Annotated in this window: 17 protein-coding genes; 3 read left to right on the forward strand and 14 right to left on the reverse strand. The window is 69.4% G+C overall.

From position 1 onward, the window contains the following. The first annotated feature begins 93 nt into the window (after window positions 1-93). The gene (gene map, locus NR810_RS28360) at window positions 94-891 is read left to right on the forward strand and encodes a type I methionyl aminopeptidase (protein ID WP_257457258.1); all 798 of its coding nucleotides are present in this window, start codon (window positions 94-96) and stop codon (window positions 889-891) included. Here the strand turns inward: map and NR810_RS28365 are convergent. Continuing rightward, on the reverse strand, window positions 840-2150 hold the full coding sequence (locus NR810_RS28365) for a flavin monoamine oxidase family protein (protein WP_257457260.1): 1311 nt from the start codon (window positions 2148-2150) through the stop codon (window positions 840-842). The two genes, map and NR810_RS28365, sit on opposite strands and share 52 nt — an antisense overlap. A gap of 105 nt (window positions 2151-2255) precedes the next feature. Beyond that, complete coding sequence (locus NR810_RS28370) at window positions 2256-3941, reverse strand: amidase (RefSeq protein ID WP_257457263.1); 1686 nt, start codon at window positions 3939-3941, stop codon at window positions 2256-2258. Between the two features lie 163 nt (window positions 3942-4104). Here NR810_RS28370 and NR810_RS28375 point away from each other — a divergent pair, with 163 nt between their 5' ends. Next, window positions 4105-4728, forward strand: a complete 624-nt coding sequence (locus NR810_RS28375) for a peptidylprolyl isomerase (protein WP_257457264.1) — start codon at window positions 4105-4107, stop codon at window positions 4726-4728. Between the two features lie 7 nt (window positions 4729-4735). Here NR810_RS28375 and NR810_RS28380 read toward each other — a convergent pair whose 3' ends face one another. From NR810_RS28380 to NR810_RS28420, 9 genes are all read right to left on the reverse strand, one after another. Then, window positions 4736-5512: an SDR family NAD(P)-dependent oxidoreductase gene (locus tag NR810_RS28380; RefSeq protein WP_257457266.1), complete on the reverse strand. Its 777-nt coding sequence runs from the start codon at window positions 5510-5512 to the stop codon at window positions 4736-4738. A 190-nt stretch (window positions 5513-5702) separates the two neighbouring features. Further along, entirely contained in the window at window positions 5703-6530 is an 828-nt protein-coding gene (gene kce, locus NR810_RS28385) for a 3-keto-5-aminohexanoate cleavage enzyme (protein WP_257457268.1), read from the reverse strand. After that, window positions 6527-6922 carry a 3-aminobutyryl-CoA ammonia lyase gene (gene kal / locus NR810_RS28390; RefSeq protein ID WP_257457271.1) on the reverse strand — a complete coding sequence of 132 codons (396 nt, stop codon included), beginning with the start codon at window positions 6920-6922 and terminating at the stop codon, window positions 6527-6529. Before kal ends, kce begins: the two co-directional genes overlap by 4 nt. Beyond that, window positions 6919-7707 carry a lysine 5,6-aminomutase subunit beta gene (gene kamE, locus NR810_RS28395; protein WP_257457276.1) on the reverse strand — a complete coding sequence of 263 codons (789 nt, stop codon included), beginning with the start codon at window positions 7705-7707 and terminating at the stop codon, window positions 6919-6921. The genes kal and kamE overlap by 4 nt, the downstream gene beginning before the upstream one ends. A gap of 5 nt (window positions 7708-7712) precedes the next feature. Continuing rightward, entirely contained in the window at window positions 7713-8204 is a 492-nt protein-coding gene (locus NR810_RS28400; RefSeq protein ID WP_257457279.1) for a hypothetical protein, read from the reverse strand. Beyond that, on the reverse strand, window positions 8204-9754 hold the full coding sequence (kamD, locus tag NR810_RS28405) for a lysine 5,6-aminomutase subunit alpha (protein ID WP_257457280.1): 1551 nt from the start codon (window positions 9752-9754) through the stop codon (window positions 8204-8206). The genes NR810_RS28400 and kamD overlap by 1 nt, the downstream gene beginning before the upstream one ends. 12 nt (window positions 9755-9766) lie before the next feature. Continuing rightward, on the reverse strand, window positions 9767-10798 hold the full coding sequence (gene kdd, locus NR810_RS28410; protein WP_257457282.1) for an L-erythro-3,5-diaminohexanoate dehydrogenase: 1032 nt from the start codon (window positions 10796-10798) through the stop codon (window positions 9767-9769). A gap of 162 nt (window positions 10799-10960) precedes the next feature. Beyond that, window positions 10961-11968: an alpha/beta hydrolase gene (locus NR810_RS28415; RefSeq protein WP_257457284.1), complete on the reverse strand. Its 1008-nt coding sequence runs from the start codon at window positions 11966-11968 to the stop codon at window positions 10961-10963. A 28-nt stretch (window positions 11969-11996) separates the two neighbouring features. Next, window positions 11997-12950, reverse strand: coding sequence for a uracil-DNA glycosylase (locus NR810_RS28420; protein WP_257457286.1), 954 nt, complete (start codon window positions 12948-12950; stop codon window positions 11997-11999). Window positions 12951-13216: 266 nt separating this feature from the next. On the opposite strand from NR810_RS28420, the gene NR810_RS28425 reads away from it, so the two are divergent. Next, window positions 13217-13762, forward strand: coding sequence for a hypothetical protein (locus NR810_RS28425; RefSeq protein WP_257457288.1), 546 nt, complete (start codon window positions 13217-13219; stop codon window positions 13760-13762). A gap of 80 nt (window positions 13763-13842) precedes the next feature. On the opposite strand, the gene NR810_RS28430 is transcribed toward NR810_RS28425, so the two are convergent. The 3 genes from NR810_RS28430 to NR810_RS28440 form a co-directional block, all read right to left on the reverse strand. Next, window positions 13843-14694 carry an OmpA family protein gene (locus NR810_RS28430; RefSeq protein ID WP_257457289.1) on the reverse strand — a complete coding sequence of 284 codons (852 nt, stop codon included), beginning with the start codon at window positions 14692-14694 and terminating at the stop codon, window positions 13843-13845. 137 nt (window positions 14695-14831) lie between these two features. Next, on the reverse strand, window positions 14832-16049 hold the full coding sequence (coaBC, locus tag NR810_RS28435; RefSeq protein ID WP_257457292.1) for a bifunctional phosphopantothenoylcysteine decarboxylase/phosphopantothenate--cysteine ligase CoaBC: 1218 nt from the start codon (window positions 16047-16049) through the stop codon (window positions 14832-14834). A gap of 100 nt (window positions 16050-16149) precedes the next feature. Next, window positions 16150-19119 carry a carboxypeptidase regulatory-like domain-containing protein gene (locus tag NR810_RS28440; protein WP_257457293.1) on the reverse strand — a complete coding sequence of 990 codons (2970 nt, stop codon included), beginning with the start codon at window positions 19117-19119 and terminating at the stop codon, window positions 16150-16152. Window positions 19120-19178: the final 59 nt, after the last annotated feature.

The following is a 19178-nucleotide window of genomic DNA, read 5'->3' on the forward strand; positions in this document are numbered from 1 at the left end:
GATAGCGCGGGTCCGCGGGCCGATGCACGGGGCCGTTCCCTCATACCGAAACAGCATTGGACGCTCCGGATGCCCGGGTGCCACCTTGGCGCCATGGGAATTCCGTTGCTGAAGGGGAGAGAGATCGATCGCCTGCGCGCGGCGGGCCGGGCGGCGGCGGGGACGCTGGCGTACGTCGCGGCGCGGCTGGCGCCCGGAGTCTCCACGGCGGACATCGACGCGTGGGTCCGGGAGGACACGGCACGGCGTGGGGGCAAGCCGAGCCAGCTGGGCTACCACGGCTTCCCCGCGACGGTGTGCACCAGCCGCAACCACGTGGTCTGCCACGGCATCCCTCGCGCGGACGAGCGGCTCCAGCCGGGGGACATCATCAACGTGGACGTGACCACGTGCCTGGATGGATTCCACGGAGACACCTCTGCCACGTTCCTCATCGGCGAGGTGTCCGCGGAGGCGCGGCACGTGGTGGACGTGGCGCGCCGGTGCCGGGACGCGGGCGTGGCGGTCGTGCGCCACGGGGCGAAGCTGGGGGACATCGGCGCGGCCATCGAGGAGCTGGCGCGGGCGGAGGGTTGCAGCGTGGTGCGGGAGTTCGGCGGGCACGGCATCGGCCACCAGATGCACCTCCCGCCCCACGTGTCCCACGTGGGGAAACGGGGGACGGGCATCACCCTGCGCTCGGGGATGGTCATCACCATCGAGCCCATGGTGAACCTCGGGCGCCCGGACGTGAGGGTGCTGCCGGACAAGTGGACGGTGGTGACGGAGGACGGGAGCCTCTCCGCCCAGTTCGAGCACACCGTCCTGGTGACACGCGAGGGCTGCGAGGTGCTCACCCCCTATCCCGAGATGCCGAGCACCGTCCTGGCGGTCGCGACGCCCTCGTCGTAGGCGCCCGCGAGCGTCCCGTAGAACCCCAGGCTCGCGGCCTCGCCGGTGAAATGGACCTTCCCGGACACCGGCTTCTTGAGCTGGATGCGGGCGTTCAACGCCGTGGGATCCGACGGGCCGCCGCCCACCATCGCCGTGTAGGAATAGGCACCGAGCGCATCGGGATCCCTGCTCCAGTTCGTGATCGCCTTGCCGGGCGCGTAGGTGATGGGGCTGTCGTAGGCCTCCTGGAGTGTCTTCTTGAACAGGGCGAAGACATCCTTGTCGGCCATCTCGTCCAGAGCCCGGGCGAAGTCGCCAGCGGTATGGACCACCAGCACGTCCGGCGTCTTCGACAGGCGGTAGTACTTCCAGACCCCCTCCGGTTCCGTCTCGATCAGGTAGTAGTTGGTGTCGGCCTGGAGCTCATCCGGGATGCGATTGCACTTCAGCGCCAGCTTCTTGTAGCTGCCGAGGCGCAGGATGTTGAAGACGACCCGGTAGTCCTTCGACAAGGGCGGATCGAAGGCGATCGCGCCGCTCGCCAGCACGGACGTGGGAACCGTGATGATCACCGCGTCGGCGGCCACGCTCTTCCCGCCGCTCCGCGAGACGACCGTCACGCCATTCCCGGTGTAACGCACGATGCCGACGGGCGTCTGGAAGTACTCGGTGATCCGGTCCCCGAAGCGCTTCTTCAGCTCGAGACCGTACGCCCTGACGAGCGTCCCGAGCCCCCGGGTGACGAACGCGTTGCCGTCTCCTTCATAGGAGACCACCCGGGCGCGATCGGCCGCGATGTATTGATAGACCTCGGCGGACTCGGTGAACGGACCGAACTCCGAGACGGCATGGCCGAACATCTCCGCCTGTGTATCGAAGCGGGGCTTGGGCGCCACGATGACATTCGGTTGCGTCCTGGCCTTCTCATAGGAAGCCTCGATGGCCTCGGAGACCGCCTGGACCGGCGCCACCGTCGTCGACTCGTCCACGAACTTCCCGCCGTCCTCGCGCCGCAGGACGTCGCCCACCTTCTCCGGGAAGGTCTCGAACCCGAGCTCCTTCGCGATGGCCATCCACGGATTGTGTTTCTCGTCCTGGATGTACTGGCAGCCCTTGTCGAACGCGAAGCCGCTGATCGAGGTGTCGTCCGTGAGGGCCCGCCCGCCATAGGTGCCCCGAGACTCGAACAGCGTCACCGTGTGGTTCTTCGATGCTCCCAGGATGGTGTGAGCCGCCGCGATTCCCGCCGCCCCGCCACCGATGATCACGACATGCATGGATGTGCTCCTCCCGCGGCCCCCGCGCCGGCCTCACGGACCTGGACGCGGAGACACCCATGAGACGCATGATCCGCTGGCTTGTGACGCCGCTCGTCGGCGGCGCTACGAGGTGGGCTTGCGCAGGTCCGCCGTCGGGGCGAAGCCGGGCGGGCGGCGGTGCTTGGAGGCCTGCTCATAGGAGAAGGCGAGCCGCAGCAGCGTCGGCTCGCTCCACGCACGCCCGATGAAGGACAGGCCCACGGGCAGTCCGGCCACGTACCCCGCGGGGACGGTGATGCTCGGGTACCCCGCGACGGCCGCCGGCGAGGAGCTGCTCCCCAGCCAGTGGTCTCCATCCACCAGGTCGATGAGCCCCGGGGGCGCCTGCGTCGGCGCCACCAGTGCGTCGAGCTTGTGCTTCTCCATCACCGCGTCGATGCCCTGCCCCCTCGACAGCTTCCGGCAGGCCTCGAGCGCCTTGCGGTACTTCTTGTCCGTGAGCGCCCCCTTCTCCTGGGCCTGGAGGAAGAGCTCCTGGCCGAACCAGGGGAGCTCGCTGTCGCGGTGCTCCTCGTTGAACCGGATGAGGTCCGCGAGCGTCTTCAGCCGCGTCTTGTCCCCGAGCCCGGCGAGGTACGCCTCGACGCCCGCCTTGAACTCGTAGAGCAGCACCTCCATCTCCGGCTCGTCCAGCTTCGCGGCCGAGGGGATGGGAGCCGGGTCGACGATGATGGCGCCCCGGGCCTTCATGAGCTCCAGCGCCCGCTCCACCAGCGCGTCCGTGGCCGGGTGGTAGCCGAAGAACCGCTCGCGGGGCACGCCGATGCGCGCCCCCTTCAACCCGTTCGGATCCAGGAACCGAGTGTAATCCGCCTGGGCGTGGCCCTTGCTCGTGGCCGTCACCGCGTCATTCGGGTCGATGCCCACCAGCACGCCGAGCAGCGCGGCGGCGTCCGCCACCGTGCGCGTCATGGGGCCCGCGGTGTCCTGGCTGTGGGAGATGGGGATGATGCCCGAGCGGCTCACGAGCCCGACGGTCGGCTTGAGCCCCACCAGGGAGCACGCCGCCGAGGGCGAGACGATGGAGCCATCGGTCTCGGTACCAACGGACACCGCGCAGAAGTTCGCCGCGGTGGCCGCTCCCGAGCCCGAGCTCGAGCCCGAGGGCGTCCGGTCGAGGGCGTAGGGATTGCGGCACTGGCCCCCTCGCCCGCTCCACCCGCTGGAGGAGTGCGTGGAGCGGAAGTTGGCCCACTCGCTGAGGTTCGTCTTGCCGAGGATGACCGCGCCCGCCGCCCTCAGCCGCTCCACCACGAACGCGTCGCGCGAGGGCACTGCGCCCACGAGGGCGAGCGAGCCGGCGGTGGTCTGCATCTTGTCCGCGGTCGCGATGTTGTCCTTGATGAGCACGGGGATGCCGTGCAGCGGCCCGCGAGGCCCCTTCGCCTTGCGCTCCTCGTCGAGCGCGGTGGCGATGGCCAGGGCGTCCGGGTTGATTTCGATGACCGACAGGAGCGGCAGGTCCCCCGTGCGATCCAACTCCTGGATGCGCGTCAGGTAGCGCTCGGCGAGACCCCGCGCGGTGTGCTTCCCCGACGTCATGGCGGCCTGGAGCTTGGAGACGGTGGCCTCCTCGAGCTCGAAGGGCTTGCCGCTTGGCGAACGGGCGGGTGCACTCGCGGAGTTGCTCGGCGCGGGTTGGGCTTGGACATCGAGGGCGACGAGCGTGCCGGCGGCGGCCGCGCCACCGAGCAGCACGCGGCGGCTCAGGCCCTGAGGGTTCCCAGACGGGGAAAGGGTCTTCTTCATGGGGGCGTGACTACAGCAGCGAGGGCAGGCAGCCGCAACCCACTCAGGGTGCGCACATCCCACCGATCCAGATGGACGTGGTGCGCGAGCCGGCCTACGAAAGGAGCATGGCCCCTGCCCCTCGAGGAAGCCCCGCCTCTTCCCCCGTGCTCAGGAGATACCGATGAACACGCTTTCCTCCACCTGCCTCGCCGTGCTGCTCGCCCTCGCTCCCGCCGCCTTCGCCGCCACGCCGAAGATGGGCTCGAAGCCCGGGCCCCCCGAGCCGGTCCGCGTGGTGATGCTGACAGACAAGGGCGAAATCGAGCTGGAGCTCGACGCGGCCCGCGCCCCCAAGACGGTGAAGAACTTCCTCGCCTACGTGGATGCCGGGCTCTACGACGGCGGCGTGTTCCACCGCACCGTCAAGCTGAAGCCCGACAACCAGCCGAACAACACGGTGAAGATCGAGGTCATCCAGGGCGGCATCAACCCCACCCGTCAGTCCGAGCAGCGCCCGCCCATCGCCCTCGAGCGCACGAACGAGACCGGCCTCAAGCACAAGGACGGCACGGTCTCCATGGCTCGCGACACGCCCGACTCCGCCGTCTCGGACTTCTTCATCTGCATCGGCGACCAGCCCGAGCTCGATCACGGCGGCAAGCGCAACCCGGACGGCCAGGGCTTCGGCGCCTTCGGCAAGGTGGTGCGCGGCATGAACGTCGTCCGCTCCATCCAGCAGGCGCCCGCGAACGGGCAGGCGCTCACCCCGCCCGTGAAGATCCTCCGCGCCGGGCGCAAGCTGTAAGCCGCTCTCAGGTCTCGTGTAGCACGCGGCCTTCCATGCCTCCGGCCACGGTGATCACCTCGCCCGTCACGTGACCGGAGATGCGATCCGACGCCAGCGTCACCACCACCCGCGCCACGTCCTCCGGACGGCCCACCTTGCGCATCGGCATCGTCCGCGTCACCCGGTTGATGAACGCCGGGTTCTCCAGCTTGTCCTTGTGCCGATCCACCGCCGTCCACCCCGGGCACACCGTGTTCACCCGGCCCAGCGGCGCGATGCGCGTGATCTCGTTCTTCAGGCTCTTGAGAAACCCGCTCGCCAACGCCCCCTTCGCCGCCGCGTAGTCCGAGTGCCCCGCCTCCCCGAACAGCCCCGCCGTCGACGCGATGATGATGATGTTCCCCGTCCCCGTCTTCTCCACGTGGCGCAGGAACGCCCGGCAGCTCAGGAACACGCTGTCCAGGTTCTCCGCCAGCGTCCGCCGCCAGCGCTCCAGCGACATCTGCCACACGCCCTCGTCCGGCGGCGGCCAGACTCCCGCGTTCGCCACCAGCACGTCCAGCCGGCCCAGCGCCTTCACCGCCCCGGGGACCAGTGCGTCCACGTCCGACTCGGACGTCAGATCCGCTCGCAGGGCCGCTCCTCCCACCTCCTTCGCCAGCGACTCGGCCTTGTCCGCGCTCCGGTGGTAGTGCACCGCTACCTTCGCCCCCTCCTCCGCGAAGGCTCGAACGACCGCACTCCCGATTCCGCCCGCTCCTCCAGTGACGAGGACGCCTTTGCCTCGCAGATCCGTTTCCATGGTGTCTTGGATTCCTCTCGGGTGAATGGATCCACGGGCTCAGCCCGGATTCTGACCCTCACCCCAGCCCTCTCCCAGAGGGAGAGGGGGCGCTTGGACAGGTTCAACCCGGGGGGCGAGATACCCTCACCCCGTCCCTCTCCCGAAGGGAGAGGGGTGGGTGGGTGGTTGTGTTTGTGTTGCGTTCTGGTTACGTCAGACGCAGCAGCTTTCGCGCTTCCTGCGGCGTCGCCAGCGTCCGGCCTTTTTCCTTCGCCCTCTTCGCCGCCTCCGCCACCAACTCCCAGTTGCCCTTCGCCAGCACGCCCTTGGACACGTAGATGTTGTCCTCGAGCCCCACTCGCGCGTTACCCCCTCGCACCGCCGCCAACTCCACGAACGGCAACTGGTGCCTCCCCACCCCCGCCACCGTCCACGTGCTCCCCTCAGGCAGCGACTTGATCATGAAGTCCAGTGCGTCCTCGCGCGCCGTCAGCGCCCCAGGCACTCCCAGCACGAAGTCGAAGTGTCCCGGCAGCTCCGCGACCCCCTCCTTCGCCAGTGCGCGCGCTTCGTCCACCATCCCCACGTCGAAGCACTCGAACTCCGGCCGCAGTCCCAGCGCCTTGATGCGTCTCGCGATGTCTCGCACCAGCGGGCGCGGGTTCCAGAACACCTCGTCACCGAAGTTCACCGTGCCCGTCGTCAGCGTCGCCATGTCCGGGCGGTCCTCGCCCGTCAGCCTCAATCCGCCGCAACGCTCGTCCACGTCCATCCCCACCGCCCCACCCGTCGACACCTGGATGAGCACGTCCGTCCTCTTGCGGATCGCCCGGATCGCCGCTCGGAACAGCTCCGTGTCCTGTGACGGCTTGCCGTCCGGCGTGCGCACGTGCAGGTGCACCATCGCCGCTCCCGCCTCCCGGCACTTCGCCGCGTCCTCCGCGATCTCCTCCGCGGTGATCGGCAGGTAGGGCGTCTGCTCCCGCGTCGTCTCCGCGCCGACCATCGCCGCGGTAATCACCATGGGCGTGCTCATCGCTGACCTCGCTGCTTGTCCTTCGGCACCACGCACGTCCCGCTCGCCCGGCACACCACCACCGGCTCCGGCAACACGTCCGCCGCCGAGTCGTTCACGTCCGGCCTCGGGCGGATCACCTTGCGCGCCTCGAAGCGCATCTTCCTCGACGTGTTGCCCGTCTGGATGATCTCCCCTTCCGCCTCGATGAAGTCCCCCGCGTACACCGGCGCCAGGAACTCCACCGAGTCGTACGCGCGGAACAGCCCCTCGTCCCCATCCAGGCGGATGCACAGCTCCGTGGCCACGTCGCCGAACAACCCCAGCATCCGTGCCCCGTCCACCAGGTTCCCACCGTAGTGTGCGTCATGGCTGCTCATGCGCAGCCGGATGACCGCCTTCACGTTGCTCATTGCGGCTCCCCCTCCCAGTGCACGTTCTTCGCCTCCTTGCCTTCCTTCTGGAGGACCTGGTGCACGATGTAGTTCGCCACGTCCGAGGGCTTCGTCCCCGGGCCGAAGCCCGCATCGAAGCCCAGATCCAACGCCAGCTTGTGGTCCACGCGCGGCCCGCCCAGCAGCAGGATCGTCTTGCCGTGGATGCCCGCCGCCCTGGCCGCATCGATGAACTGGCGCGAGTTGTCCTTGTGCACGTCCCGCTGGGTGACGACCTGTGACACGAGGATCGCGTCCGCGTTGCGCGCCATCGCCCGCTTGATGAGGTCCTCGTTGGGCACCTGGCTGCCCAGGTTGTGGGCCTCGAACCAGGGATAGCGCTCCAGGCCGTAGTCGCCCGCGTACCCCTTCATGTTGAGGATGGCATCGATGCCCACCGTGTGCGTGTCCGTGCCCGTGCACGCGCCGAACACCACGATGCGCCGGCCCACCTTGTCCTTGATGAGCGCGTTGAGATCGTCGAACCCGAGCTTCTTCACCACGACCTCGGGCACGTCGATCTCGGCGTAGTCCAGTGACTGCGGCGTGCGCGCGTACACGATGAAGAAGGTGTACGTGTCGGCGGCGCGCTCGGCGGCGGCCACCTTCACGTCGGAGAACCCCATCTTCCGGGCCAGCACCGCAGCGGCTTCCTTGGCCTTCTCCGACAACGGCACCGGCAGCGTGAACGACAGCTGCACCACGCCGTCATCGCGCCGGTCGCCGTAGGGGCGGATGATCTGCTTCGTCGGCTTCGTCGCCATGGCGCCTACTTCCCCTTCTTGCCCGCCGCGGGCTTCACGTACGCGACGCTGTTGGCCACCTTCACCGAGAGCGCCTCGAAGCGATCCTTCTGCTTCGTGTCCATGTGGAAGACGAGCGACCACGTGGTCTTCCCGTCACACCCCACGTACGTCACCGTTTCCACCGACTCCGCGCCATCCGGCGTGGTGTCCGTGTCCACCCGCCGCGCCGCCGGGGCCTTGCCGAGCTTCAGCTTCTCCCAGCCCTTCTCGTTCCCCATGGCGCCCAGGACCTTGTCCAGGCACACCCGGGGCTTCATCCCCGCCGTCTGCACCGCGCCCACGTCCACCAGCAGGTACGCGTTCCCGGATGGGTCGTCGAAGCGCTGGGTGCCGTCCGCCTCGGACTGCTTCCACTCGGCGGGCACCTGCAGCGCCAGCGTCTTCACCTCGTACTTCTTCAGCTCCTCCGCCGGCTCCCCGGCGGTGAGCACCATCACCAGCAGCGAGCCGAGCATCACTGTGCCTCCAGCATGTCCTGGAACGGGTTGAAGTAGTCCGGCGCCTTCTCCAGCACGCCCTCGAGCCCCTTGCCACCCGTCTCCGTGCGCTTCACGTCGCCGAAGTGGCCCCGGCCGATGGCCGCCACCATGCCGTCCTTCTGGCACTCCTCCAGCAACTCCATCGCCTTGGCGAACACCTCGCGCGCGCGGTTGGCGATCTTCCCGTCCTCGCGCACGGTGAACTCCTCGTCGATGCCCTTGGCCGCCTTGTAGATGTAGCTGGCCGCCTTGAGCGCCACGTACCGGTCCGCCAGGAGCGGCGTGTGCATGGCCTCGGTCATCATCCCCAGCAGCTGGATGCCCTGCCGCGTCCAGATGGCCACCAGGTCCGCCATCACGTCGTACGCGTGGCTGAAGAAGATGTCCGTCTCCTTGTGCTTGGTGGGCGGCATGTACTTCAGCGGCGCGTTGGGGAAGCACCGGCGCACCAGCATCGCCTGCGACAGCTCCAGCAGCAGCGTGTCCGCCCGGTACGGGTCGATCTCGTACGAGTGCCCCAGGCCCAGCTGCCAGTCCTTCAGGCCCGCGCGCTTGGCGAAGGTCTCGTTGATGAACTGACTGGCGATGACCGTGTGCGCCGCGTCGTACGCGTCCGCCGTGGTGATGTAGTTGTCCTCGCCCGTGTTGATGATGATGCCGGCCAGGGCACAGATGCGGCGGCTGAAGTACTGGTCGATGAACGTGCGCCGCATGTTGATGTCGCGGAACAGGATTCCGTACATCGCGTCGTTGAGCAGCATGTCCAGCCGCTCGTAGGCCGCCGCGAAGGCGATCTCCGCCATGCACAGGCCCGACGAGTAGTTCGTCAGCTGGATGTAGCGCTTGAGCTTGCGGCTCTCGTCATCCAGGGCCTCGCGCATGATGCGGAAGTTCTCCTGGGTGGCATACGTGCCGCCGTAGCCCTCGGTGGTGGCTCCGTGGGGCACGTAGTCCAGCAGCGACTGCGCCGTGGAGCGGATGACCGCGATGATGTCCGCGCCCGCCTGCGCCGCCGCCCGGGCCTGATCCACGTCGTCGTAGATGTTGCCCGTGGCCACGATGACGTACTTGTGCGGCGCCGGGGCACTTCCCAGCTCCTTGCGCAGCGCGTCACGCTGGGCGATGCGGGACTTGAGATCGTCCATGGCCGACTGAGCCTCGGCCCGCACCTCCTCGCGCAGGTTGTGCTCCATCTCCGGCGAGAGGGGCCCCAGCTTCTCCGCTGGCAACGCGGTCAGGCGCTCCACGGCCTCCAGCGGACTGCGGGCACCCAGATGAAGGGCGCGGCCATACCAATACGCCGCTCCCCTGTTCAGCACCCCGGCGGCCTTGAGCCGGTCCACCATCAGGTTGGCGAGTGGTACGCCTCCGGGGCCGGCATCGGCGATGCCGAAGAAGCGCAGCACGGTGCGCTCGATGGAGACGGTGGTGTGGCGGCGGATGAGCTCGAAGATGGGCTCGGTGATGTCCTCCGCCAGCTTGCGCGCGCGCGCGATCTGCGCGTCTTCGATGAACGGTCCTGGCATGTCGGCACCTTACTATACGTAACGCGTTTCGAAGAGGCGGCGCAGGGCCGGCTCCGCGCGCAGCAGCTCCAGGGTGAAGTCCGCGTGCCCCGGCACGTAGCCGCTGCCCACCACCATGGTGACGTCCTTGCCCACGCCCTCGGCGCCCAGCGCCGCCGCGGTGAAGCTCGTCGCCATGGAGAAGAAGATGACCGTTCCTCCATCCTTCGCGCTGAGGATGGACGCCATCTCCGTGTTGCCCACCGAGGCGCAATTGATCACCAGATCACACAACGCGCCATCCGTCGCCCGCGACACGGCCTCCATCACGTCCACGGCCTGGGTCGCGTCCACCTTCAGGGTCGCATCACATAGCCCGATGCCCTTCAAGGTGGCGAGCGCCTGCTCGGAGATGTCGAGTGCGAGCAGCCGGCCCTGACCCTTCAGGCTGCGCCGGGCCTGCGCGAGGCACAGCGCCCCGCTCTTGCCCGCGCCCAGCACGCCCACCGTCATCCCCGGGCGCAGCCACCGGGCCACCAGCGCCGGTGCCCCCGCCACGTCGAGCGCCGCCAGCGCCAGCGTGTCCGGCATGTCCGAGGGCAGCTTCGCGTAGAGGCCCGTGGCGAAGAGGATGGCCGAGCCGCGGATGTCCACCCGGTCGATGGTCGGGTGCACGGCCTTCACCTCGTCGATGACGAGCGGCGTCAGGCTGAGGCTCACCAGCGTGGCGATGCGGTCGCCCGGCTGGAGCTCGCCCTTCGCCGGGTGCTTCGGACCGATCTCCTTCACCCGGCCGATGAGCATGCCGCCCGAGCCCGTCACCGGGTTCTGCATCTTGCCCCGCTCGCGGACGATCTCCTGCACGCGCGCGGCGATGCGGGCCGGCTCCGCGCCCACCTCGTCCTTGATCTGCTTGAACGAGGCGGCGTCGATGTTGAGGCTCTCCACGTCGATGAGGAGCTCGGCCTCCCGGCAGGGCAGCGACGGGTCCAGCTTGCGCGCCCGCTGGGGCAGTACACCCTTCTCCCCGACGACGCGGGACAGTCCGTAGCGGTCGATACTCATGGCTCTGTCTCCAGGCCGCGGGTGCGCATGGTCCCCACCCGCGCGAATGCACGGGTAGCCTCTACCCGGGCGAACGTTGGAGCGCCAGAGGCATCGTCACCAGGACGTCACGGCGAGGGCACGAGTGCGGGGACAACGCCCCGCGTCATCACGGTCCGTCCGTTACTCGAGCGCGAGCCTCGGGCCGAGCACCGCCAGCGAGCGCTCGAAGCGGTAGTTGACGCCCGTGTGCCCGTCCTCGAACTCCTCGTGAACGAGCTCGACGCCACTGGGCTTGAGATCCTCGGCGATCATCCGGGCGCCCCAGCGCAGGTTGAACTCGTCGCGGGAGCCGCAGTCGATGAAGACGGTCTTCAGCTTGCGGAACGCGTCCACGAACTTGGGCACGAAGCGCACCGGGTCGTGCACCAGCCAGCGGTTCCACACCTCCAGCTTCAGACGGCCCGTCTGCTGATCGAAGGGCAGCTCCAGGTTGAGCGGCTCGCCCTTCTTCGGCGAGTACGCCGCGGCCATGGCCAGCCCGTTGATGACGGTGAAGTCATCGCCGCGGGCCTTGGTGTCGCGAGCGCGCCGGACGAAGTCCTGGTACCACGCCTCCACCCCCCCCGCCTTGAGCAGCGCCGTGGCCACCTTGGGGAGATCCGGCAGGTAGCAGTACTCGAAGTAGGCGTCCGGCGACTGGGCGCTCAGGTGCGAGAAGATCTCCGGGTGGTAGCGGCCCATCACCAGCGCGCCGTACCCGCCCGAGCTGTGCCCCACCACCGCGCGTGCCGCCGGCTTGGGCAGCGTGCGGTACGTGCGGTCCACGAAGCCCACCACGTCCTTGGCCAGGAAGTCCCGGTAGCGGCCGATCGCGTCGCTGTTCACCCATTGGCTGCCGCCCAGCGACGTCCAGCCGTCCGGGAACACGCCGATGACCGGCGGAATCGTGCCCGCCGCGACGAGCGCGTCCAGGCGCTCGGGGACACTCACCGAGAACGCCGAGAAGTTCGTCCACGACTTGCCGCTGTTGGAGAACGCGTTGAGGAAATACACCACCGGATAGCGGCGCGCGCCCTCTCCGTAGCCGGGGGGCAGGTACACCGTCAGTTGCCGCCGCGCCGGGTCCCCCAACGGGTTGGACTCCAGCGCCGGTGAGTGCATCTCCTGCGTCTCGAGGACTCCCTTCATCCGTAGCCCCCTCCCAGGGACTCCCCGGTCAGCCTCGCTGCCCGGGTTGCTTGCCGAAGAACTTCATCACCTGTTGCAGATCCTCCCACGCCTTCTTCTTCTCCGCCGGTTGGCGCAGCAGGTAGGCCGGGTGGAAGGTAGGCATCAGCTTGATGCCCTCGTACTCGCGCCACTGGCCCCGCAGCCGGGTGATGGGCGTGGTGTCCCGCAGCAGCGTCTGCGCCGCGAACTTGCCCAGCGCGACGATCGCCTTGGGCTGCACCGCCCTGAGCTGCGCGCGCAGGAACGGCTCGCACGCCGTCACCTCGTCCGGCTCGGGATTGCGGTTGCCCGGCGGCCGGCACTTCACCACGTTGCAGATGTAGACCAGGTCGCGGTTGTAGCCCATCGCCTCGATCATCTTCGTCAGCAGCTGGCCCGCCGCTCCCACGAAGGGCACTCCCTGCACGTCCTCATCCGCCCCAGGGCCCTCGCCCACGAAGACCAGCTCCGCCCGCGGGTTGCCCGAGCCGAAGACGATGTTCTTGCGCCCGGTGCACAGCTTGCAGCGGCGGCAGTCCCCCAGCTCGCGGCGGATCTGATCCAGCGTCGGCCGCTCGCCTTCCACCACCCCCGGCAGCGCGCCCGCGATCGGCCGCGACTGAGGAGGAACCTCGAGGAGCATCTCCGGCGAGGGCGCCGCCCGGGGCATCGCCGGGCGCGCGGCCATGGGGCGCTCGGGCTCCGGAGCTGGGGCTCTCGGGGCCTGGGCTGGCTGTGGCGCGGGCACTGGCTGCGCAGGCGGTGCGGCCTTCGCGGCCGGCGGGCGCGCCAGGGCCTGGGGACGCGGAAGACCCGCGCCTCTCAACTCGGCGGCCAGACGTGCGTCCACCTGAAGTACCCGCCCACCGTCCTCCTCCTGCCAGAGAAGGTGGCGGCGCAGGTCCTCCAGCACTTCGCTCAACTCCTGCGAGGTCTCGGGGGCTTCGCTCACGGTGGCCATGGGTTTATGGGTACAGGGGACTCGGTTCAACCGCCTACCGGGTAGGGCGTTCGTACGCTTACCCCAGGGGCGAGTACAGCGCCACGGCGGAAATTCACAGAGGGCAGCCCGAGTGCGAACCGCGAGACGGGTAGACGGGCGCGAAGAGTTGAGTTACGGTCTTTTCGCGTTAATCACGGTTATCCCCAGATCCTGAGAAAATGGGCGTCTTGGGGCTGACCGTTGCTCGATTGCACCTCCAACATCGACCCCCAACAAGAACGACCATGAGCAAGCTCAAGACGTGTGGCCTCGCAGTGTTTGCAATCGCTTTCAGCGCGTGCGGTCCCGGCCAGGATGGCGCGGAGCAGACCGGGAGCGGAGCCGAGATCGCGCAGCTCGAGGCGAAGGTGACGAAGCCCATTTCGGGGACGACGTGCGTCGTCGAGGCGACCAATCCCTACAAGTACGACAGCGGTCCGTACGCGAACATGATCAGCGCGCAGGCGTCCGTCTGGGACTGCGACCAGGATTATCCGATCATCTATGTGTGCTCGATCGTGGAGAAGAGGTCGGTGAGCAGCACGGGCACCGTCACCTGGACGGCCGTGCCGGGCAGCCGCAGCTGCTGGCCCGAGACGAACACCGACTTCGGCGGGCAGACGGCGGCCCCGACGGCCTACGCCGCGGGTGTCTACCGTCAGCGCGCGCAGGCGGCGATCAAGCTCAACGCGACGACGTGGACTCCGGCGCAGCCGTCGACCTGCACCACGCTGGCCAACAACGTTCCGTGCGCGCTCACCGAGGTGGTGTCCGCTGGCAATACGCTGTGATTCGAGCGGTCCGGCATTGATGCCTGGACGGTCCGGCCCGCGCCTCGAGCGCGGGCCAGACCTGCCCGTGAGGTGCCGGGCTACTTCTTCTTCGCGGCGGCGGGCTTGACGGCGGGAGCCGGCGCCGGGGCCGCCTTCTTCACCGAGGCGGCCACCACCGCGGACGGAGCCTGCTCGGCGGGCGCGAGGACGATCTCGATGCGCCGGTTCAGGCTGCGTCCATCCGCCGTCTGGTTGGAGGCGATGGGCTGGTACTCGCCATAGCCGAGCGCGGAGAGCATCGTGGGCGGAACGCCCTGCTCCTGGAGGAGCTGCACGACCACGAGCGCGCGGGTGGTGGACAGCTCCCAGTTCGAGGCGAACTCACCCTTCGAGTCCACCGGCACGTTGTCCGTGTGGCCCTCGACGCGGATGAGCTTCCCCTCCACGTCCTTGAGCGCCTGTGCCACCTTCTCCAGCGCCGCCTGGCCCTCCTTGTTGAGCTTCGTGCTGCCGGAGGAGAAGAGGATCTTGTCCTTCATCTTCACCACCATGCGGCCCTTGAGCTCGGACAGCTCGATCTTCCCGGCCTTGATCTCATCCTTGAGGCTCTTGGCGAGGTTCTCGTACTCGTTGGACTTCTTCTCGAGCGCCTCCTTGGCCGCGGCGAGCTTCTCGGTGCTCCGGGACAGCTCCTGGTTGAGCGCCGCCAGCTCGTCCACGCGCTTGCGCAGCGCACGGCGCTCCGCGTCACTTTGAGCGAGCGAGGACTCCAGCTCCTCCCTCTCCTTCTCCGCCTCGGAGAGCTTCTGCTCCAGCGCCTTCGCCCGCTCCGCTTCCTCGTTGTACCGCTGTTGGAGGGAGCTCGCCTCCGCCGACTTCGAATCAAACGCCTTCTGAGAGACGCAGCCGACCAACGGAACCAGCAGGAGGACACACCAACGCATACGCATTCGAGGCTCCTTGGGATTGAAAAGCACCCCTATAGCATCCGAGCCCACGCGTTGGAGAGGGAGCATGTTCCCCACCTGAGGAGTCGAGGTGAGGAAACACGATGGTGACATTCAAAAACTACATCCCGGGACAGGTTTCACTTCGGGAGAAGTGTCTTCACGAGCTCCAGGATGGCGCGCGCCACCTCCCGCTTCGTCCCGGACAGCTCGCGTTGCTGGCCATCCCGCGTCAGCACGGACACCCGGTTCGTGTCCACGCCGAAGCCCGCTCCCGGCGCCGTCACGTCGTTGGCCACGATCGCGTCCAGCCCCTTGCGCTCCAGCTTCTCGCGCGCGTACTCCACCACCCGCTGCGTCTCCGCCGCGAACCCCACCAGCACCGGCCGTCGCGCCTTCCCCGACACCCGGCGAGAAGCCTCGGCCAGTACGTCCGGCGTGCGCACCAGCGTCAGCGTCTCCGGCCCCTCCGACTTCTTCACCTTCTGCGCCTCGCGTGTCTGCGGCTTCCAGTCACTCACCGCCGCCGACGCGATGAAGCAGTCCACCTCCGCCACCCTCGCCAGCACCTCGCGCGCCATGTCCTCCGCGCTCACCACGTCCACCACCTCGTAGCCGCTCCGCGCCACCTCCCCCACCGGGCCCAGCACCACCGTCACCCGGGCCCCCAGCGCCCTCGCCTCCTCCGCCAGCGCCAGCCCCATCTTCCCCGTCGACGGGTTGGAGATGAACCGCACTGGATCCAGGTACTCGCGCGTGGGGCCCGCGGTGATCAGCACCCGCCGTCCCGCCAGCGGTCCCGCCGCGAAGAGCCTCGCCGCCGCCTCCACGATGTCCCGCACCTCCGCCAGCCTCCCCGACCCCACGTCCCCGCATGCGAGCAGCCCCGCTCCCGGCCCCACCATGTGGAATCGCGGTGAGGCGATCAGCGCCTCCACGTTCTCCCGCGTCCGCTCGTTCTCCCACATGGCCACGTTCATCGCGGGCGCCACCAGCACCGGCCCCTTGAACGCCAGCAGCGACGTCGTCACCGTGTCGTTCCCCATCCCCGCTCGGATGCGCGCCAGCAGATCCGCCGTCGCTGGCGCCACCACGTAGAGCTCCGCCCAGCGCGCCAGATCCAGGTGCCCGAAGTTCCCCTCCTGCGAGGGGTCGAAGTAGTCCGTCAGCACCGGGTGCCCGCTGAGCGCCTGGAAGGTGAGCGGCGTGACGAACTCCTTCGCCGCCGACGTCATCGCCACGCGCACCTGCGCACCGGCGCGCACCAGCTCGCGCACCAGCTCGCACGCCTTGTACGCCGCGATGCCGCCTCCGACGCCGACGATCACCCGACGCCCCTGCAGAGCCGAAGCTTCCATGCAGGCTTCCTTACGCGCGCGGGGACGGGCTCGCAACCACAGTGGGGGCTCGGGTCGAGTTACCCTCACCCCAGCCCTCTCCCAGAGGGAGAGGGGGCATTCACGGATCCAACACCAGGTCTCCCGAGGCCGGGAGTTGGACCGGGCGTACGACTGGCGGCTCCGCTGACTCCATGTGGAAGTGTCCCCACACCACTGTGTAGCGCCCCGGCGGCAGCCCCTGCAGGGTTACTCGATCTCCTGTCGGCTGGTAGAGGAGTTGGCCGTAGCTGGCCCGCATCAGCTCCCTCGGCGGGTTGCCCACCGCTCCCAGGTCCCCGGCCACCACCCACAGCGCCTTGCCCCGCTCGGGCTTGAGTTGCACCGTCAGCGACGCCGACCCCGGCGCCGGTCCGAAGTCCAGCCGCTGCTCCCCTCCTGACACCCGCACCACCAGCGCTGGCTCTCCGGAGAACTCGCGCGCCGCGCCCAGCGCGAAGCGGTAGTTGCCCGGCGGCACGTCCACGCTGTAGCGCCCGTCCGGCCCCGTGACGATGCTGATGGGCTCGCCCCGGTCCGCGTTCACTCCCTCCAGTTGGAAGCCCGCCGCCGGCGTCCCGTTCGGCAGGTACACCGCTCCGTGGATCCGCGTGGCCGGCTTCAGCACCAGCTCCACCGGCGCCATTCCCTCGCTCGACGCCTGCGCCGATGCACTCAACCGCCCCTTGCGCGCCGATACGGTGAACTTCGCCACGAAGGACGGACCCGGCAGCGTGAAGCGCCCGTCCGGCCCCGTCATCACCGACTCCTCACACGCATCACACCCCACCACCGCGTCCGCCACCGGCCCGCCACCCTCCTCCCGCACCAGTCCCGTCACGGACGGCGCCCGCTCCAACACCAGGTCGCCCAGGTCCGGCTGCACCGGCTTGTCCACCATCAACGGCTCGAAGCCCGGCGCCTCCACCGCCACGATGACCCGGTCTCCCGCCGTGGGCAGTGCCAGCTCGAAACGTCCGTCCGCGCTCGTCACGTCGTGCTCATCCAGCCGGTAGCGCTTCACCGGCGAGCCGTCCTCGGCCACCACCCGGCCACGGAACGTCGTCCGCGCCTCCAGCACCACCCGCACCGGATCGCCCCCGGCCGTGGTCTGTTGGTGCTCCCGCTGGTCGTATCCCGGGTGCCGAGCCTCCACCAGGTAGGGACGTCCGGGCTTCAGCGCGCGCACCTCGAAGCGCCCCTGGGCATCCGCCGTCACCGGCTCGGCCGTGCGCGGCAGCACCGCCACCGAGGCTCCCGCCACCGGAGCGCCCCGCGTGTCCACCACCTCGCCGCGGATTGACGCCCCGGGCGCGAGCGACACCGTCTCCTTCTGTGTCTGCCCATCCACCACCGTCACCTTCCGCGGCTCCGAGGCCAGGTAGTCCCGGTGCGTGGCCACCATCAAGTACGTCCCCTCCGGCAGCCCGCGCATGGGCACCATGCCATCCGGCCCGGAGGAGCTGTCGCTGCGGAAGACGCCCTCGGTGTCCAACCACAACAGCACGTCCGCCCCCTCCACCCGGCGCCCCTCCGACATCACCGTCACCTCGAGCGCCGCCCGGGGCTCCAGCCCCAGCCTCACGCCCTCGGCCGGAGCCGTCACCTTCACCTGCCCGCCACCCCACTCGGAGTGGTGCGCGTGCAGCTCGTACAGGCCTGGCGTGGGCACCGCCGCCGTGAAGTGGCCGTCCGCGTCCGCCAGCACCGTGTCGCCCGTGGGCTGCACCAGCACCGACACGTTGGGCGCGGGCCGGTCGTACTGGTCCAGCACCTGCCCGGAGATCATCGTGGCCCGAGCCAGCTCCAGCTCCAGCTCCGTCTCGCCCGGCTTCACCTTCGCCGGCAGCTGCGCGTCCTTGAAGCCCTTCGCGCGGCCCTCCAGCACGTAGTCCCCCACGGCCACCGGGCCGAACTGCACCAGCTCGCCCGTGGAGGGCTTCTGCGACTGCAGGGCCTGGCCCCGCGTGGAGCGCAGCACCAGCTCCGGCGAGGGCACCGGTTGCCCCGCCTCGTCCACCACGGTGACGAGCAGCGTGCCCGCCTCCTCCAACTCGAGCGTCACCTGCGTGAGGCGCTCGCTCAGCGTGAGGGTGCGCGGCGTGGCGCCCAGCTTCCCGGCCTCGGCCGTCACCACCAGCTCGTCCGGGTACAGGCCCTCGAAGCGCGCCACTCCGCTCTCGGCGCGAGCCTCCCGCGCCAGGTGGTCCGCCTTCAGCCGCACCGTGGCCGCCATGGGCGCCCCATTCCGGGTGACGCGCACCTCCAGCGTCCGCGAGGGCTCCAGCCGCAGCCGCACCGGCTGGGGTCCCGCCTCCACCTGCGACTCCACCGCCGGGAGGAAGCCGGGCGCGGTGGCCAGCACGTAGAAGGGCCCCTCGCCCAGCCCGGACAGGGTGAAGGAGCCACCCGGCCCCGCCACCGCCTCGGACTGTAGGGGCACCTTGCGCGACACCGCGTGCACGCGAGCCCCCGGCAGCGGCCGGCCCGCGTCGTCCACCACCTGCCCGACGATGCTCCGCAGCGGAGGCAGGTACAGGTCCACCGGCTCGCCCGGGGCCGCGCGCTCACGCATGGCCGCGCCGAAGCCCTCCGCCCGGGCCCACACGGAGAAGGACACTCCGGCCAGGTGCTCGAAGCGGAAGCGCCCCTGCGCGTCCGTGCGCGCGGTGGCCTTCGGTTGGAGGAAACCCCGCGCCTGCTCGAAGAAGGCCAGCGCGTGCAGGCCGCTCTCCCGGGCCTCACAGGCCAGCAGCGCCTGCCCGCACTCGTCACAGCGCACCGAGGTGAGCGTCTTCTGCGCGCTCGCGGCGAGGAAGACCTCCGCCCCCGCCACGGGCCTGCCGGCGGAGTCCAGCACCCGCCCGGTGAGGGTGAGACCCTCGGCGGTACCGGAGGACACCTCCACCGACTCGAACTCGGGGAGAGCACGCACCGCGGACGCATCCACGGCGGAGACCGACAGCGGAGGTGGCGTGCCCCGAGGCCACAGCACCGCCACCGCCACGACGACCAGGGCGGATGCCGCCCCTATGACGAGCCATTTGCGCATCGGACGGAGCGGGACGTTACCCCCGCGACCGGCCTGCCAACCGACATTCTTGGCCGTTC

This window comes from Archangium lipolyticum (genome assembly GCF_024623785.1).
Lineage (GTDB): Bacteria > Myxococcota > Myxococcia > Myxococcales > Myxococcaceae > Archangium > Archangium lipolyticum.

What these genes read in the sequence shown, in the direction of transcription:
- NR810_RS28430 (WP_257457289.1), bottom strand. Translation starts at nt 14,694, where the DNA reads ATGCGTATGCGTTGGTGTGTCCTCCTGCTGGTTCCGTTGGTCGGCTGC.
- NR810_RS28400 (WP_257457279.1), bottom strand. Translation starts at nt 8,204, where the DNA reads ATGCTCGGCTCGCTGCTGGTGATGGTGCTCACCGCCGGGGAGCCGGCG.
- kce (WP_257457268.1), bottom strand. Translation starts at nt 6,530, where the DNA reads ATGAGCACGCCCATGGTGATTACCGCGGCGATGGTCGGCGCGGAGACG.
- kamD (WP_257457280.1), bottom strand. Translation starts at nt 9,754, where the DNA reads ATGCCAGGACCGTTCATCGAAGACGCGCAGATCGCGCGCGCGCGCAAG.
- kal (WP_257457271.1), bottom strand. Translation starts at nt 6,922, where the DNA reads ATGAGCAACGTGAAGGCGGTCATCCGGCTGCGCATGAGCAGCCATGAC.
- NR810_RS28375 (WP_257457264.1), top strand. Translation starts at nt 4,105, where the DNA reads ATGAACACGCTTTCCTCCACCTGCCTCGCCGTGCTGCTCGCCCTCGCT.
- NR810_RS28440 (WP_257457293.1), bottom strand. Translation starts at nt 19,119, where the DNA reads ATGCGCAAATGGCTCGTCATAGGGGCGGCATCCGCCCTGGTCGTCGTG.
- NR810_RS28420 (WP_257457286.1), bottom strand. Translation starts at nt 12,950, where the DNA reads ATGGCCACCGTGAGCGAAGCCCCCGAGACCTCGCAGGAGTTGAGCGAA.
- NR810_RS28380 (WP_257457266.1), bottom strand. Translation starts at nt 5,512, where the DNA reads ATGGAAACGGATCTGCGAGGCAAAGGCGTCCTCGTCACTGGAGGAGCG.
- kdd (WP_257457282.1), bottom strand. Translation starts at nt 10,798, where the DNA reads ATGAGTATCGACCGCTACGGACTGTCCCGCGTCGTCGGGGAGAAGGGT.
- NR810_RS28370 (WP_257457263.1), bottom strand. Translation starts at nt 3,941, where the DNA reads ATGAAGAAGACCCTTTCCCCGTCTGGGAACCCTCAGGGCCTGAGCCGC.
- NR810_RS28365 (WP_257457260.1), bottom strand. Translation starts at nt 2,150, where the DNA reads ATGCATGTCGTGATCATCGGTGGCGGGGCGGCGGGAATCGCGGCGGCT.
- NR810_RS28425 (WP_257457288.1), top strand. Translation starts at nt 13,217, where the DNA reads ATGAGCAAGCTCAAGACGTGTGGCCTCGCAGTGTTTGCAATCGCTTTC.
- kamE (WP_257457276.1), bottom strand. Translation starts at nt 7,707, where the DNA reads ATGGCGACGAAGCCGACGAAGCAGATCATCCGCCCCTACGGCGACCGG.
- NR810_RS28415 (WP_257457284.1), bottom strand. Translation starts at nt 11,968, where the DNA reads ATGAAGGGAGTCCTCGAGACGCAGGAGATGCACTCACCGGCGCTGGAG.
- map (WP_257457258.1), top strand. Translation starts at nt 94, where the DNA reads ATGGGAATTCCGTTGCTGAAGGGGAGAGAGATCGATCGCCTGCGCGCG.
- coaBC (WP_257457292.1), bottom strand. Translation starts at nt 16,049, where the DNA reads ATGGAAGCTTCGGCTCTGCAGGGGCGTCGGGTGATCGTCGGCGTCGGA.